This window comes from Prauserella oleivorans (assembly GCF_042685745.1).
GTDB classification, from domain to species: domain Bacteria; phylum Actinomycetota; class Actinomycetes; order Mycobacteriales; family Pseudonocardiaceae; genus Prauserella_A; species Prauserella_A oleivorans.
In genome coordinates, this window is sequence record NZ_JBHUNT010000001.1 from 453,656 (window position 1) to 468,481 (window position 14,826).

The following is a 14,826-nucleotide window of genomic DNA, read 5'->3' on the forward strand; positions in this document are numbered from 1 at the left end:
CCACTGTATGCCGCGACCTCGCGTCAGCCCGCCGGGGCGAGTTCGATGCGCGGCAGGCGCTCGAGCTCCATCACCGCCATGTCGCCGACCGACGCGCGCACCCGCTCCTGCCGCTGCGTCATGCGCTCGTCCACCAGCTTGCTCAGCTCGTAGGCGAGTGCGCCCGTCTGCTTCACGGTGACGTCGTCGAGCATGGGCCGTGGGGTGGACGTGATGGCGATCCCGCTCGCGTGGCCGGACTCGTCCTGCGTCACGCCGACGCTGCACTGCTCCCTCGGCGCCCGCGCGGTGTCGGTGTGGCGCTCGCGGAGCCGGATGAGCACGCGATGCCACTCCAGCACCTCGCCCTGCAGCGGAGTCGCCGTGACGTCGTCCTCGCTCAGCCCGGCGTCGCCACCGAAGCACCGCGCGTAGGTCAGCACGGCCGTGGTCCACAGCGCGTCGACGGTGAGGTCGTCGGGCTCGTCGGCGGCCAGCTCGCCGACCAGCCGCTCGCAGCAGAGCAGCACGGTCTGCAGCTCGCCGAGGATCTCCGCGAGCCGGGCGAGCTCCCGGGCGGCGGGGGTGTCGAGCTCGCGCACGGTCCGGGGCTGCGGGGCCGCAGTCGACATGGTGCTCCTTTCCGCCCGCGCTCAGCGGGAGCGGTTCGCGGTGACGATGCCGTAGTCGTGGATCTTGCGATAGATCGTCGCCCTCGACATGCCGAGCGACTTGGCGGCTTTGCTCTTGTTGCCGTCCGCGTCGTGCAGGCTGCGCACGATGGCGTCCCGCTCGATCGACTCCAGGTGGGTCAGCGCCCGGCGGGTGACGGTGTGATAGTTCGCGGGCAGGTCACCCGGCCGGATCTCGCCCGTCCGGCGGCGATGCTGCACGACCTCCCTGAGCATCCGGTACAGCTCGGTCACGTTGCCCGGCCACGTCGCGCGCATCAGCAGTTTCATCGCGCTCGGTGAGCACGTGAGCTGGCCGCCGTGGCTGAGCTTGTTGAGCAGGAACGGGACGAGCTGGTTGAGGTCCTCGATGTGGTAGCGCAGCGGCGGCACCTGCACCGTGCGCGGGACCAGCGCGAGCAGCTCGGACAGGTTGCGCTGCGTGTCGGCGCCCGGCAACAGGGTCACCGCCACCCAGGGCACCTGGCCGCGGTGCTGCTCACGGATCTCGCCCAGCGTGGACGCCAGCGCGTTCGCGGTGGCCGTCTCGAGCTTGTCGACGTGCTGGATCACCAGCGCCGACGCCGGCCGGTCCAGCGCACGGCGGACCCGGTCGAGCCATCCCGGCTCGCCCGCCTGCGCGGCGTCCAGCGTGCGCAACCGCTCCCCCGGCCGCCTGCGCTGCTGGACACACTGCGCCAGCGTGGTCTTGCCGGTGCCGGGTTCGCCCACGAGCGCGAGCCACTCGCCCGCGTCGTAACTGGCGTCGACCTCGTGGCAGCACCGCAACCACACCGGCGCCGAGCCGACCGTGCCCGGCAGGAACATCGGCAGCGTCGCGGTCGCCCCGCCCGGCTCCTCGTCGGTCTCGACCAGCTCGACGTGCAACACGCCCGCCCCGCGCCCGGACAGCGGCCGGCAGTGGACGCGGACGCGGCTGCCGCTCGGCAGCACCAGGTTCGTGCTGCAGCGTTGACCGGCCGCCAGCAACTCTCTGGTGTGCCCGAGCAACATCGCCTGGTCGCTGGGTTCCAGCAGCTGGCGGGCGTAGTCGTTCATCATCACCATCTCGTCGGCGAGGGCCATGACGATGCCGCCGGTCCTCCTGCACGCCTGCAGGTAGGCCTGGAACAGCTCCAGCTCCCGGGCGCTCGTGGTGGTCAGCAGCGCCTGCCGGATCTGCTCGGCGGCACTGCGCGCCAGCGCGATGAGCAGCCCGCTCGCGTCGCGGCTCCAGCAGGTCAGGTCCACCGCGCCGATCATCTTTCCGGACAGCGGGTGGTGGATGGGTACACCCGCGCAGGCGAGGTTGTCGAGGTGCTCGGCGTAGTGCTCGTGCCCGAACACGCGCCTCGGCTGACCGTCCTCGAGCGCGGTGCCGATGCCGTTGGTGCCGACGAACTGCTCGCCGTAACTGAAGCCGGGGATGAGATGGACGCGCTCGAGATGCCGGTGCAGGTCGCTGTCGCCGGTGTGCTGGGAAAGCACCACCCCGGTCGGATCGGTGAGGATGAGGCTCACCGGCTGGCCGTCGAGCTGCTCGGCGAGCTGGTTCAGCAACGGCCGCGAATTGCGCACCCACACGGCGTCGAGGTGCTCCTCCCCGACATACGGCACCTCGATGCGGTCGGCCGGGACGTCCGCCTTCCGCGAGCGCCACCACGAGTTGAGGATGGGCTCTCGTACCTCGGTGAGCTCCACCGATTCCGAGGTCAGAAACCTGATCCGGGCGTCGGCGAGTGTCTCGTCGCTCGGCCGGGACTGCCCTGGTAGGTCGTTCGGCATCCGTTGCAGGGGTGGCCTGTCGCCCATCGTGCCTCCAAGACCGCTCCGTTGCGACCTGTTCGCGCGCACGCGAAGGTGCCCGATTCATCACGGTAAGGCCCCGGCACTGTTCACGGTGTCTCAAATTGAGACCACGCCCCGAATGGGGGCGGCGTGTCATGGACGGCAAGGCGCGGGCGAGTGGCCGCCGCGCGGCCGGACGCACCGCGGTCGAGGACGAACGAGTGAGGTGCGGACATGCCCGAGGAGAGTTGAGGTGCGGACATGCCCGAGGAGAGTTACAGCCCGTGGACGGTTGTCAACGTGGTCTTCTCCCATCTGGCCGATCAGGGACTCCACCCGGTACTCGGCGAAGCGGGCGATCCGGGTAAGCCCGCGGCCGACCTGTTGCGAGCGTTCGGCATCACGCCGTCCGCGCAGGGTGATTCCCGGATCGGTCAAGAAACACAGCGCGAACTCGCCGACCTCCGGGCGGCACTGATGGATGACCCACCACCGGAGTAACGACGTCGCGCCGCGAAAAAGGGCACTTGGTGCCGTCTCAAATTGAGACCGCAAACCACGTGGGCGAGCACTGTAATGGGCGTCACAGTCGCTGCGTCCCTGCCGCGTCGGTGCGCCCCGCCTTCGGGACGGACCGGGGACACGGAACTGTGCCGGACGATTCCGTCACCGTCACCTCAGTGACGGGTAAGGAGTGATCATGACTCGCCAGAGTGTGGCGAAAGCTCACCAGAAGATCCAAGAGCTGGCGTGGGAACCGGCTTACCACGAGCCGGTCTCGCACTACGGAACCGACTACACCTTCCGGAAGGCGAAGAAGAAGGACCCGCTCAAGCAGGTGCTTCGGTCGTACTTCCCGATGGAAGAGGAAAAAGATCACCGCGTGTACGGCGCCCAGGACGGCGCCATTCGCGGAAACATGTTCCGTCAGGTCCAGCAGCGCTGGATGGAATGGCAGAAACTCTTCCTGTCCATCATTCCGCTGCCGGAGATCTCCGCTGCCCGCGCGATGCCGCTGCTGTTCCGGACCGTGCCCAACCCGGAACTGCACAACGGCCAGGCGATTCAGATGATCGACGAGGTCAGGCACTCGACGATCCAGCAGAACCTGAAGCGCCTGTACATGAACAACTACATCGACCCGGCGGGCTTCAACTCGAGCCTGCGCAACTTCCAGAACGACTACGCCGGCACCATCGGCCGGCAGTTCGCCGAGGGCTTCATCACCGGTGACGCGATCACCGCGGCGAGCATCTACCTGACCATCGTCGCCGAGACGGCGTTCACGAACACGCTGTTCGTCGCCATGCCCGGTGAGGCCGCAGCCAACGGCGACTACCTGCTGCCGACGGTGTTCCACTCGGTGCAGTCGGACGAGTCTCGCCACATCAGCAACGGCTACGCCACGCTGCTCATGGCGCTGTCCGACGAAAGCAACCACCAGTTGCTGGAGCGCGACCTCCGGTACGCCTGGTGGAACAACCACTGCGTGGTGGACGCCGCGATCGGCACGTTCATCGAGTACGGCACCAAGGACCGCCGCAAGGACCGCGAGAGCTACGCGGAGATGTGGCGTCGCTGGATCTACGACGACTACTACCGCAGCTACCTGGTGCCACTCGAGAAGTACGGCCTCACGATCCCCCACGACCTGGTCGAGGAGGCGTGGAACCGGATCTGGAACAAGGGCTACGTGCACGAGGTCGCCCAGTTCTTCGCCACCGGATGGATCGCCAACTACTGGCGCATCGACCCGATGACGGACGAGGACTTCGAGTGGTTCGAGCACAAGTACCCGGGCTGGTACGACAAGTACGGGGCCTGGTGGGAGAACTACAACCGGCTGTCCGTCCCCAACGGACACAAGCCGATCGCCTTCGAGGACGTCAACTACGTCTACCCGCACCGCTGCTGGACGTGCATGGTCCCGTGCCTGATCCGCCAAGACATGGTCATGGACAAAGTGGACGGACAGTGGCGTACGTACTGCTCGGAGGGCTGCCACTGGACCGACGCGGTCGCCTTCCGGCCGACGTACCAGGGCAGGCAGACGCCGAACATGGGCAAGCTCATCGGTTCCCGGGAATGGGAGACGCTGTACCACAACTGGAACTTCGCCGACATCGTCAAGGACATGGGCTACGTCCGCGACGACGGCAAGACCCTCGTGGCACAGCCGCATCTCGACCTGGATCCGAAGAAGATGTGGACGTTGGACCACCTGCGCAAGTGCCCGCCGTTCCCGAGCCCGAACGTCACGCTCAACGAGATGACCGACGAGGAGCGTCAGGCGTTCCACGCCGACTACGTCCGGCAGGGCCCGGGCGGCAGGCCGGCACCGGCGGCATGAGCACAGACCGCCGGACGGTGACCAGGCGCGGGGAGCCGGCACGGCCCACAGCGGCCGTGTGCCCTCCCCGCGCCGGCTCACCGGCAGGCAGCGCTGTGCCCGACGAAGAATGAGGACAGCATGGCAGAGAAGCACCGGGTGCGCTTCGAACCGGTCGGCATCGAGATAGACGTCGACGAGGACCAGACGATCCTCCGGGCGGCCGCGGAGCAGGGCGTGATGCTCATGCACGGCTGCAAGGAAGGCCAATGCGCGTCGTGCAAGTCGTTCATCCTCGAGGGAGACGATGTCGACCACGACCGCTACTCCACGTTCGCGCTGCCCGAGTTCGAACTGGAGGAGGGCTACACGCTCCTGTGCCGGGCGCACGCCTACGAGGATCTGACCATCGAGCTGCTCAACTACGACGAGGAGATGATCCGCTCGGGGCTGCCGATCCAGGAGGCCTCGGTCGAGGTGGTGTCGAACGACAAGGTCACCCACGACATGCGGCATCTGGTGGTGCGGCTCGTCGAGCCGGAGACACTGAAGTTCTTCCCCGGCCAGTACGTCGACTTCGCCGTACCGGGGACCGACCAGACGCGCTCCTTCTCGATGGCCAACACCTCAAGCGCCGAGTCCGGACAGCTCGAGTTCGTCATCAAGGTGTACCCCGGCGGGCTCTTCTCGGAGTTTCTCGACACGCAGGTGAAGGTCGGCGACCGGCTCGACATCACGGGCCCGTTCGGCGTCTTCACTCTCCGGGACGCGCCCGGTGCCCCCCTCGTCTTCGTCGGCGGTGGAGCGGGTATCGCGCCGATCCTCTCGCTGCTGCGGTCCATGGCCGAGCGTGGCATCGACCGGAAGGCGACTTTCTACTACGGGGCACGGGCGAAGAAGGACCTGTGCTTCGAGAAAGAACTGCGTGAGCTCGAGGAACGGCTCCCCGGGTTCCGCTACGTACCCGCGCTGTCCGAACCCGCGGACGACGATTCCTGGGACGGCGAGTCCGGATTGATCACCGATGTGGTCCGCCGCCTGGAGACCGATCTGTCCGGTGTGGACGCCTACGTGTGTGGTCCCCCGCCCATGGTGGAAGCGGCCGTCGAGCTGCTGCCCGCATTGGGCGTGGACGACAAGCGGGTGTTCTACGACAAGTTCACGACAACCGGCGAAGGCGACGGCACCTGAGCGAGCACGCCGCCCATCCGCCCACATCCGGCAAGCGCCGATGAGTTGGCTCGAGAGACGAAGGACCTTCCATGACAGCGACGCAAGAACGCAGCGTACCGAAACCGGTGTTCACCGACGCCGAAGCCGGCGCGCGCGAGTTCCCGGACTCGAACCTGCGCCACTTCAACTACTACAAGCCCCGCAAGCGCAAGCAAAGCCACTATGAGGACGTGACGGTCGAGGTTCAGCCCGACCCGCGGCACTACCTGTCGCAGGGCTGGCTGTACGGCTTCGCCGACGGCAAGGGCGGCTACCCGCTCGAGTGGACCGTGCTCAAGGCGTGGGGCTCCGACCGTCCCGTTCCCGAGCGCTACCCCGGATCCGGTGGTCAAGGCTACGAATGGCCCGCTCACGGGTGGCACGAGTTCCGCGACCCGAACGAGGAGTGGGAACAGAGCATCTACCGCAACAACTCGAACGTGGTGCGGCAGCTCAATCAGAACATCGAGGCCGCGCGGCAGTCCAAGGCGTTCGAACAGTGGAACCGCAACTGGGTGCAGTTCGTCGCGCAGCACGTCGGCGCGTGGATGCACGTGGACCACGGCCTGGGCCTGTACCTCTTCGCCAACGCCAACCGCAGGGCGCCGACCAACATGCACAACACGGCGATCTCGGTGAACAGCATGCATCGGATCCGCTCGGCGCAGGACCTGGCGCTGTACAACCTGACGCTGTCGGAGGAGATCGAGGACTTCGACGGTGCGGCCCACCTCGAGACGTGGGCGAGCGATCCGGCGTGGCAGGGCGTGCGCGAGACCGCCGAACAACTCACGGCGATCTGGGACTGGGCCGAGGCGGTCTTCGCCGCCAACGTCGTGTTCGAGCCGCTGGTCGGCGAACTGTTCCGCAGCAACCTGGTGCAGCAGGCCGCGCCCGGCAACGGCGACTTCGTGACGCCGACCCTCATCGGCGCCGCGGAGTACGACTACGCCGAGCGGGACCTCCGCTACACCAAGGCGATGTTCCAGCCGCTGGTGAGCGACAAGGAGTTCGCGCAGCACAACACCGAGATCATGCAGTCGTGGCTGGAGACGTGGGTTCCGCGGTGCCTGAGCGCGGCCCGCACCCTGCAGCCGCTGTGGTCGCAGCCGGACGCGAAGCCACCGCGCTTCGAGGACGGACTCGACCGGGCGAAGAGCCGTTTCGGCGGCATCCTGGCCGACCTCGGCCTGCGTATCCCAAAGGAGCTGAACCAGTGACTTCCACGCAGACGGAAAGCCGCTTCGCGTCGAACAACACCGCGTCCGGCATGTGCGGTTTCACCCTCATGAACAGCCAGGTCGGCGAGGTGATCGCCGAGGTGATGCGGACGAAGGAGAACGTAACCGTCACGCCGTTGCCGTCCATGATCCGCGTCGACGCGAAGAACCGCGTGGACGTCGTCTACTCCGAGATCGACGAAGCAGCCGGAGAGGAGGAGGGCTGGTTCGACCAGGCGGAGTTCGAGGAAAGCATGTCCACCCACTACGGGCGCATGATCCACCTCGACGACCGCACGATTCTCTTCGCCAACCCGGAGGACGCCGCCGAGTACCTGGACTTCGATCTGCGTCCTGTCCAGTGACCCACGGCGACGATCCGACACCTGGGGGATGACGGTTCGCCGGGCCCGCCCGATCCCGCGCGCGGGCCGGCCCGGCGAACCCTTCCCCCGCTTTACCGCGACACAGCAAGGGAGCAGTGCCATGTACACCAAGGACGGGGAAAACTACTTCATCGTCGACAGCCACGTGCACTTCTGGGACGGCAGCCCCGAGAACCAGGCCAACCGCTACGGCAAGGGCTTCATCGAGTGCTTCTACGACTACCACCGCAACCTCAGCCCCGAGGAATGGGTGTGGCCGCTGGACAAGTTCGAGAAGTACTCAGAGGAAACCCTGATGAAGGACCTGTTCGAGGACGGCTACGTCGACAAGGCGATCTTCCAGCCGACCTACCTCAGCGACTTCTACGTCAACGGGTTCAACACCACCGAGCAGGACGGCCTGATCGCCGAGCGGCACCCGGACAAGTTCATCGTCAACGGCGCCTGGGACCCCCGAGACGGTGAGGCCGGGCTGGACAAGCTGGAGGAACTCGCCCAGCGGTGGAACCTGCGCGGCGTGAAGCTCTACACGGCGGAGTGGAAGGGCACCTCCAAGGGCTGGAAGCTCACCGACGACTGGTCCTACCGCTACCTCGAGAAGTGCGAGGAGCTGGGAATCCGCAACATCCACGTCCACAAGGGACCGACGATCTACCCATTGAACCGGGACGCGTTCGACGTGGCCGACGTGGACGATGTCGCGACCGCCTTCCCGAACCTGAACTTCATCATCGAGCACGTCGGGTTGCCGAGGCTGGAGGACTTCTGCTGGATCGCCACGCAAGAGCCGAACGTCTACGGTGGACTGGCCGTGGCGATGCCGTTCATCCACTCCCGCCCGCGCTACTTCGCGCAGATCATCATGGAGCTGCTGTACTGGCTGGACGAGAACCGGCTGACGTTCGCCAGCGACTACGCGATCTGGCACCCGCGCTGGCTGGTGGAGAAGTTCGTGGACTTCCAGGTGCCGGAGGACATGCAGGCCGAGTACGGCGTGCTGACCCCCGAGGTCAAGCGCAAGATCCTCGGCATCAACGCCGCCCGCCTCTACGACATCGAGGTGCCGCCCGAGGCCGCCGTGACCGAGGCGCCGGTGGACAGCGGCGAGGCCGTCGGTTCCGCTCCGGTGGTGCCGGCATGACAGCCACCGGCACGCTGGCCGAGCGGGCGTGGCAGGCGCTGTCGAGCGTGCGTGACCCCGAGCTGGACCAGCCGATCACCGACCTCGGATTCGTGCTGGCCGCGACGGTGCGTGACGGCGGCGTCAGTGTCCGCCTGCGGTTGCCGACGTATTTCTGCGCTCCCAACTTCGCCTATCTCATGGTGGCCGACGCCTACGACGCGCTGATCGCGCTCCCGGAGTTCGAGTGGGCGGAGGTGCGGCTCACCGACCACTTCGCCGCGGAGGAGATCAACGCGGGCGTAGCGGCGCGCGAGGGCTTCGCGGGCACGTTCGCCGGCGAGTCCCTCGGTGAGCTCGACGACCTGCGCCGGACGTTCCGCCGCAAGGCGCATCTGGCCTGCCTGGAGCGGGCGTGCCGGACGCTGCTCGACAGCGGGTGGCAGATCGACGCGCTCGCCGGCACGACGCTGGGCGACCTGCCCGAGTCGGCCGAGCGGGACAGCCTGGTGCGCCGCCGGGCCGAGCTCGGGTTGTCGACGACGCCGGACTCGCCGCTGTTCGTGGACGACGACGGCACTCCGGTATCCGAGGAGAAGCTGGCCGCGCGGCTGCGCTTCGCCAAGACCGTCCGCGTCAGCATCGACGGCAACGCCGGGTGGTGCCGTGGCCTGCTGCGGACCCGCTACGGCGAGGACGTCGACGCCGAACCGGACGTGCGGGTGCCCAGGAGCAGGACACAGGAGGAGGCGTCATGAAGGCCGTGCGGCTGCACCGCTACCACCAGAAACCGGCCGTCGAGGAGGTGCCGGAGCCGAAGATCTCCGGGCCGTTCGACGTCATCGTCAAGATCGGCGGCGCCGGGGTGTGCCGGACCGACCTGCACATCATCGAGGAGCAGTGGGCCGAGAAGTCGGGTGTGCAGCTGCCCTACACGATCGGCCACGAGAACGCGGGCTGGGTCGAGGAGGTCGGTTCGGCGGTCACCAACGTGGCGCCGGGCGACACCGTCATCCTGCATCCGACGCCGACGTGCGGGCTCTGCCACGCCTGCCGCGCCGGGGACGACATGCACTGCGAGAACAACGCCTTCCCCGGCATCGACTGTGACGGCGGCATGGCCGAGTACCTGCTGACCTCGGCGAGAGCGTGCATCAAGCTCGACCCGTCCACGCGGCCGGAGGACGTGGCGGCGCTGGCGGACGCGGGCATCACCGCCTACCACGCCGTCCGCAAGGCCGTTCCGTTGCTGTATCCCGGAACGACGTGCGTGGTGAACGGTGCGGGCGGGCTGGGTCACATCGGCATCCAGTCGCTGGCGGCGCTGACGGCGACCAGGATCGTGGTGGTCGACCGCAAGCCGGAGGCGCTCAAGCTGGCCGAGGAACTCGGCGCGCACGAGACGGTGCTCGCCGACGGCAAGCACGTCGACGCGGTCCTGGACCTCACGGGCGGCAACGGCGCCGAGGTGGTGCTCGACTTCGTCGCCGAGCAGGGCGCCCAGCAGGACGCGTTCGCGATGACGCGCCGGGCCGGTTCGCACTACGTGATCGGCTACGGCAGCAACATCGACATCCCGACGATCGACATCATCTCCACCGAACGCAACGTCATCGGCAACCTCGTGGGCACCTACAACGACCTGGTCGAGCTGATGGTGCTCGCGCAGGCGGGCAAGGTGACCCTCCACACCAAGCAGTACCCGCTGGACGCCGCGCTGGACGCGCTGGCCGATCTGGACGCCGGCCGCGTGAGTGGCCGGGCGATTCTCGTCCCCTGAGCCACCGCGCGCAGAACAGGAGTTAGAAACCATGGCCAAGGATCTTCGCTTTGGCTCGGATGCCCGCGACCTGCTCCGAATCGGTGTGGACAAACTCGCCGAGGCGGTGAAGTCCACATTGGGCCCCAAGGGGCGCAACGTCATCATCGAGAAGATCACCGGTTCACCCGAGGTCACCAACGACGGCGTGACGATCGCCCGCGACATCCATCTGAAGGACCAGTTCGAGAACATGGGCGCCCAGCTGGTGAAGGAAGCCGCCATCAAGACCAACGACGTCGTGGGCGACGGCACCACGACGGCGACGGTCCTGGCACAGGCGATCATCCACGAGGGCATGGACGCCATCGCCAAGGGCGGCAACCCGGTGCTCGTGAAGCGGGGTATCGACCTCGCCGTCGGCAGGCTGGTGGAGTACCTGCAGACGGTGGCGCATCCGGTGTCCACCGAGGCCGATTTCGCCCGCGTGGCCTCGATCTCGGCCAACAACGACGACGCGGTCGGCTCGGTGATCGCCAAGGCACTGCACACCGTCGGCGAGGGCGGCATCGTCACCGTCGAGGAGTCGCCGCGGATCGGCATGACCGTCGACTTCGTGGAGGGCTTCGAGTTCGACAACGGCTACCTCTCGCCGTACCTGGTGACCGATCCGGGCCGGCTGGAGGCGGTCGTCGAGGACCCGTACATCCTGCTGTGCGCGGAGAAAATCACCAAAGTGCAGGAGCTCATGCCGCTGCTCGACAAGATCATGCGGGCGCCGCGCCCGCTGGTGGTGATCGCCGAGACGGTCGAGGGCACGGCACTGTCGATGCTGGTGCACAACCACACCAACGGCACGTTCCAGTCGGTGGCGGTGCGGGCTCCCGGCTTCGGTGACCGCAGGCTGCACAAGCTCGAGGACATCGCCGCCGTCGTCGGCGGTTCCGTCCTTTCGCGACAGTCCGGGTTCACGCTGGAGAACATGACGCTGGCCCAGCTCGGCCGGGCCCGGCAGGTGCGGGTCACCGAGAACACCACCACGATCATCGACGGTGCGGGAACGCCCGAAGCGATCGAGTTCCGCGTCAACCAGCTGCGGGCCGAGCTGGAACGGGCCCAGCACGGCGTCGACGAGGACGTGCTGAGCGAGCGGATCGGCGCGCTGACCGGCAAGGTCGCGGTGATCCGGGTCGGCGCGGCGACACCCGCCGAGCTCAAGGAGCTGCAGCACCGGGTGGAGGACGCGTTGTCGGCCACCAGGGCGGCGATGGCCGAGGGCATCGTCGCCGGTGGCGGCGCGGCGTTCCTGCACGCCGAGAAGGTGCTGGAGAACCACGGCCTCGACGGCGACTACGCGATCGGCGCCGACATCGTGCGGCGGGCGCTGGCCGAACCGGCGAGGCTCATCGCGGGCAACGCCGGATACCCCGCGGACGACATCGTCGCCCGCACCCGCGAGCTCGGCACCGACGAGGGATTCGACGCGCTGCACGACCGCTACGGGAACATGCTCGAACTGGGCATCATCGACCCGCTGCGGGTGGCGCGCTCGGCGCTGCAGAACGGTGCGTCGGTGGCGGGTCTGCTGCTCACCACCAACTCGCTGATCGCCGAGGCGGAGACTCCGTGGGGCGGCAGCCCCGCGCTGATGACCGAGTTCGGTGAGCTCGACGAGGGGCTCCGGCAGCCCTCGCCCGATCCCAGCACGCCGCAGTCGCTGGGAATGGGCCCGTCCGTGGGGTGAGTCGCCGGGCCGGGGACGGCCACCCGGGCGGGCCGACCCCGCCCCGCGCTCGCGGCCGGTACCGAGGACTCAGCCGGGGCGCGGTTCCGGCCCGCGCCGGCTGACCTGGCCGTGGGTCGGCGAGTCGCGGCGCATCGGCCCACGGCCAGGACCCCTCAGATCGATCAACCCGCCAAGGAGGTCATGTGATCCTCATCGTCGTCAAGTTCACGATCCGTCCCGAGCACAGCGAGGACTGGCTCTCGCGTGTCTCGGAGTTCACCGAGGCCACGCGCGCCGAGCCGGGCAACCTGTTCTTCGAGTGGTCCCGCAGCGTCGACGTGCCGCACCAGTTCGTGCTCGTGGAAGGCTTCGCCTCCGCCGAGGCGGGCAAGCAGCACGTCGAGTCGCAGCACTTCAAGACCGCCATGGCGTGGATGCCGGAGGTGATCGCGACAACCCCGGAAATCATCAACGCCGAGATCCCCGACACCGGCTGGAACACGATGGCGGAGCTGACCCCGGCACGGTGACGCCGGTGCGGGAGCCCGCCGCCCTGGGGGTGGCGGGCTCCCGGTGCTCAGGCCAAGTGCCGCAGTTCGTCGTCGGTGAGCAACCGCGACCGGATCAAGAACCGCACACCCTCCGGTGCCTCCAGGGAGAACCCGCTGCCCCGGCCCGGCACCACGTCGATGGTCAGGTGGGTGTGCTTCCAGTACTCGAACTGCGCCGCGGACATCCACACGGGCACCGGATCGGGCACCCCGGCGACGGTGAGGTCGCCGAGGTGCACGTCCGAGGCGCCGGTGCGGAACTCGCCCGCCGGGTAGCACATCGGCGCGCTCCCGTCGCAGCAGCCGCCGGACTGATGGAACATCAGCGGGCCGTGCCGGTCGTGGAGTGTGCGCAGCAGTGCCGCCGCGGCGTCGGTGAGGTCCACCCGGTTCGCCGTCATCGTCAGAAGAAGCCCTGAGCGTCGGGCGAGTACGACACCAGCAGATTCTTGGTCTGCTGGTAGTGGTCGAGCATCATCTTGTGGGTCTCGCGACCGATGCCCGACTGCTTGTAGCCGCCGAACGCGGCGTGCGCGGGGTAGGCGTGGTAGCAGTTGGTCCACACCCGGCCCGCCTGGATGTCCCGGCCGGCTCGGAAGGCGGTGCTGCCGTCCCGGGACCAGACGCCTGCGCCGAGGCCGTACAGGGTGTCGTTGGCGATCTTGATGGCGTCGGCGTAGTCGTCGAACCGGGTGACCGACACGACCGGGCCGAAGATCTCCTCCTGGAAGATCCGCATCTTGTTGTCGCCCTCGAACACGGTCGGCTTGATGTAGTAGCCGCCCGACAGCTCACCGCCGAGGTCGGCGGGCTCGCCGCCGGTGAGGACCTCCGCGCCCTCCTGCTTGCCGATGTCGATGTAGGAGAGGATCTTCTCGAACTGGTCGTTGCTGGCCTGGGCGCCGATCATGGTGTCGGTGTCCAGCGGGTGGCCCTGCTTGATCTTGCCGACGCGCGCGACGCCGTCGCCGACGAACTGGTCGTAGATCGACGACTGCACGAGCGCCCGGGACGGGCACGTGCACACCTCGCCCTGGTTGAGGGCGAACATCGCGAAGCCCTCCTGCGCCTTGTCGTAGAAGGCGTCGTTGGCCGAGGCCACGTCGGCGAAGAAGATGTTCGGGCTCTTGCCGCCGAGCTCGAGGGTGACCGGGATGATGTTCTCGCTGGCGTACTGCATGATGAGCCGCCCGGTCGTGGTCTCGCCGGTGAAGGCGACCTTGCGGATGCCCTTGTGCTGGGCCAGCGGCTTGCCCGCCTCGACGCCGAAACCGTTGACGACGTTCAGCACACCCGCGGGCAGCAGGTCGGCGATGAACGACAGCAGCACGTGGATCGAGGCCGGCGTCTGCTCGGCGGGCTTGAGCACGACGCAGTTGCCCGCGGCCAGGGCGGGGGCGAGCTTCCAGGTGGCCATGAGGATCGGGAAGTTCCACGGGATGATCTGGCCGACCACGCCCAGTGGCTCGTGGAAGTGGTAGGCGACCGTGTCGGCGTCGATCTGCGAGATCGCGCCCTCCTGCGCCCGGATCGCCCCGGCGAAGTAGCGGAAGTGGTCGATGGCCAGCGGGATGTCGGCGGCCAGGGTCTCGCGCACGGGCTTGCCGTTGTCCCAGGTCTCGGCCACCGCGAGGGCTTCGAGGTTGGCCTCCATCCGGTCGGCGATCTTGTTCAGCACCGCCGCGCGCTCGGCCGGGGACGTGCGGCCCCACGCCGCGGCGGCGCCGGTCGCGGCCGCCACCGCACGATCGACGTCCTCGGCGGTGCCGCGCGCGATCTCGGTGAAGACCTTCCCGGTCACGGGGGTCGGGTTCTCGAAGTAGCCGCCCTTGGCGGGCGCGACGTACTCGCCGCCGATGAAGTGGTCGTACCGGGGTTCGAAGGCGACGACGCTGCCTGCTTCACCCGGTGCCGCGTACTGGGTCACTTGGGAGCCCTCCCTGCTCGGTGTTTCTCACGTGGAACGGCAAGCTAGGGGCGGCCACGTTGCAGCGCCGTTGCATCGCCTGCCGGGCGATCCCGCGACGCCGACCTTGCCCAGGGCAGAGCCAGGAGGCATGCTCGCTGGTGGGCCGGGGTTCGCGC

At 68.0% G+C, this 14,826-nt stretch carries 14 protein-coding genes; 10 read left to right on the forward strand and 4 right to left on the reverse strand.

Translation table 11 applies throughout. The features are described 5' to 3' along the window. Positions 1 to 23: 23 nt before the first annotated feature. Both ACFSZT_RS02215 and ACFSZT_RS02220 read right to left on the reverse strand, forming a co-directional pair. Complete coding sequence (locus ACFSZT_RS02215) at positions 24 to 611, reverse strand: hypothetical protein (RefSeq protein WP_377394694.1); 588 nt, start codon at positions 609 to 611, stop codon at positions 24 to 26. 21 nt (positions 612 to 632) lie between these two features. Then, positions 633 to 2,462, reverse strand: a complete 1,830-nt coding sequence (locus ACFSZT_RS02220; RefSeq protein WP_449301406.1) for a sigma-54-dependent Fis family transcriptional regulator — start codon at positions 2,460 to 2,462, stop codon at positions 633 to 635. 237 nt (positions 2,463 to 2,699) lie between these two features. Here ACFSZT_RS02220 and ACFSZT_RS02225 point away from each other — a divergent pair, with 237 nt between their 5' ends. The 10 genes from ACFSZT_RS02225 to ACFSZT_RS02270 all read left to right on the forward strand — a co-directional run bounded on the left by ACFSZT_RS02225 (position 2,700) and on the right by ACFSZT_RS02270 (position 12,720). After that, positions 2,700 to 2,939 (forward strand): hypothetical protein, encoded by a 240-nt coding sequence (locus tag ACFSZT_RS02225; protein ID WP_377394695.1) that lies wholly within the window; start codon positions 2,700 to 2,702, stop codon positions 2,937 to 2,939. A 199-nt stretch (positions 2,940 to 3,138) separates the two neighbouring features. Next, the gene (locus ACFSZT_RS02230; protein WP_377394696.1) at positions 3,139 to 4,788 is read left to right on the forward strand and encodes a methane monooxygenase; all 1,650 of its coding nucleotides are present in this window, start codon (positions 3,139 to 3,141) and stop codon (positions 4,786 to 4,788) included. Positions 4,789 to 4,908: 120 nt separating this feature from the next. Then, positions 4,909 to 5,958, forward strand: a complete 1,050-nt coding sequence (locus tag ACFSZT_RS02235) for an NADH:ubiquinone reductase (Na(+)-transporting) subunit F (protein ID WP_377394697.1) — start codon at positions 4,909 to 4,911, stop codon at positions 5,956 to 5,958. Between the two features lie 71 nt (positions 5,959 to 6,029). Further along, positions 6,030 to 7,199: a toluene hydroxylase gene (locus tag ACFSZT_RS02240; RefSeq protein WP_377394698.1), complete on the forward strand. Its 1,170-nt coding sequence runs from the start codon at positions 6,030 to 6,032 to the stop codon at positions 7,197 to 7,199. Beyond that, entirely contained in the window at positions 7,196 to 7,564 is a 369-nt protein-coding gene (gene mimD / locus ACFSZT_RS02245; RefSeq protein WP_377394699.1) for a propane 2-monooxygenase effector subunit MimD, read from the forward strand. Before ACFSZT_RS02240 ends, mimD begins: the two co-directional genes overlap by 4 nt. Positions 7,565 to 7,685: 121 nt before the next feature. After that, complete coding sequence (locus ACFSZT_RS02250) at positions 7,686 to 8,726, forward strand: amidohydrolase family protein (protein ID WP_377394702.1); 1,041 nt, start codon at positions 7,686 to 7,688, stop codon at positions 8,724 to 8,726. Continuing rightward, on the forward strand, positions 8,723 to 9,463 hold the full coding sequence (locus tag ACFSZT_RS02255; RefSeq protein WP_377394705.1) for an iron-sulfur cluster assembly protein: 741 nt from the start codon (positions 8,723 to 8,725) through the stop codon (positions 9,461 to 9,463). The genes ACFSZT_RS02250 and ACFSZT_RS02255 overlap by 4 nt, the downstream gene beginning before the upstream one ends. Further along, complete coding sequence (locus tag ACFSZT_RS02260; RefSeq protein WP_377394708.1) at positions 9,460 to 10,485, forward strand: NAD(P)-dependent alcohol dehydrogenase; 1,026 nt, start codon at positions 9,460 to 9,462, stop codon at positions 10,483 to 10,485. Before ACFSZT_RS02255 ends, ACFSZT_RS02260 begins: the two co-directional genes overlap by 4 nt. A 31-nt stretch (positions 10,486 to 10,516) precedes the next feature. Continuing rightward, positions 10,517 to 12,208 (forward strand): chaperonin GroEL, encoded by a 1,692-nt coding sequence (gene groL / locus ACFSZT_RS02265; RefSeq protein WP_377394711.1) that lies wholly within the window; start codon positions 10,517 to 10,519, stop codon positions 12,206 to 12,208. A 185-nt stretch (positions 12,209 to 12,393) separates the two neighbouring features. Beyond that, positions 12,394 to 12,720 (forward strand): putative quinol monooxygenase, encoded by a 327-nt coding sequence (locus tag ACFSZT_RS02270; RefSeq protein ID WP_377394714.1) that lies wholly within the window; start codon positions 12,394 to 12,396, stop codon positions 12,718 to 12,720. Positions 12,721 to 12,767: 47 nt separating this feature from the next. Here ACFSZT_RS02270 and ACFSZT_RS02275 read toward each other — a convergent pair whose 3' ends face one another. Then, a complete protein-coding gene (locus ACFSZT_RS02275; protein WP_377394717.1) occupies positions 12,768 to 13,142 on the reverse strand; it encodes a DUF779 domain-containing protein in 375 nt (124 codons plus the stop codon). 2 nt (positions 13,143 to 13,144) lie between these two features. Further along, a complete protein-coding gene (adh, locus tag ACFSZT_RS02280) occupies positions 13,145 to 14,668 on the reverse strand; it encodes an aldehyde dehydrogenase (protein WP_377394720.1) in 1,524 nt (507 codons plus the stop codon). Positions 14,669 to 14,826: the final 158 nt, after the last annotated feature.

What these genes read in the sequence shown, in the direction of transcription:
- ACFSZT_RS02235 (WP_377394697.1), top strand. Translation starts at nt 4,909, where the DNA reads ATGGCAGAGAAGCACCGGGTGCGCTTCGAACCGGTCGGCATCGAGATA.
- ACFSZT_RS02240 (WP_377394698.1), top strand. Translation starts at nt 6,030, where the DNA reads ATGACAGCGACGCAAGAACGCAGCGTACCGAAACCGGTGTTCACCGAC.
- ACFSZT_RS02215 (WP_377394694.1), bottom strand. Translation starts at nt 611, where the DNA reads ATGTCGACTGCGGCCCCGCAGCCCCGGACCGTGCGCGAGCTCGACACC.
- groL (WP_377394711.1), top strand. Translation starts at nt 10,517, where the DNA reads ATGGCCAAGGATCTTCGCTTTGGCTCGGATGCCCGCGACCTGCTCCGA.
- ACFSZT_RS02275 (WP_377394717.1), bottom strand. Translation starts at nt 13,142, where the DNA reads ATGACGGCGAACCGGGTGGACCTCACCGACGCCGCGGCGGCACTGCTG.
- ACFSZT_RS02225 (WP_377394695.1), top strand. Translation starts at nt 2,700, where the DNA reads ATGCCCGAGGAGAGTTACAGCCCGTGGACGGTTGTCAACGTGGTCTTC.
- ACFSZT_RS02230 (WP_377394696.1), top strand. Translation starts at nt 3,139, where the DNA reads ATGACTCGCCAGAGTGTGGCGAAAGCTCACCAGAAGATCCAAGAGCTG.
- ACFSZT_RS02260 (WP_377394708.1), top strand. Translation starts at nt 9,460, where the DNA reads ATGAAGGCCGTGCGGCTGCACCGCTACCACCAGAAACCGGCCGTCGAG.
- ACFSZT_RS02250 (WP_377394702.1), top strand. Translation starts at nt 7,686, where the DNA reads ATGTACACCAAGGACGGGGAAAACTACTTCATCGTCGACAGCCACGTG.
- ACFSZT_RS02220 (WP_449301406.1), bottom strand. Translation starts at nt 2,462, where the DNA reads ATGGGCGACAGGCCACCCCTGCAACGGATGCCGAACGACCTACCAGGG.
- ACFSZT_RS02255 (WP_377394705.1), top strand. Translation starts at nt 8,723, where the DNA reads ATGACAGCCACCGGCACGCTGGCCGAGCGGGCGTGGCAGGCGCTGTCG.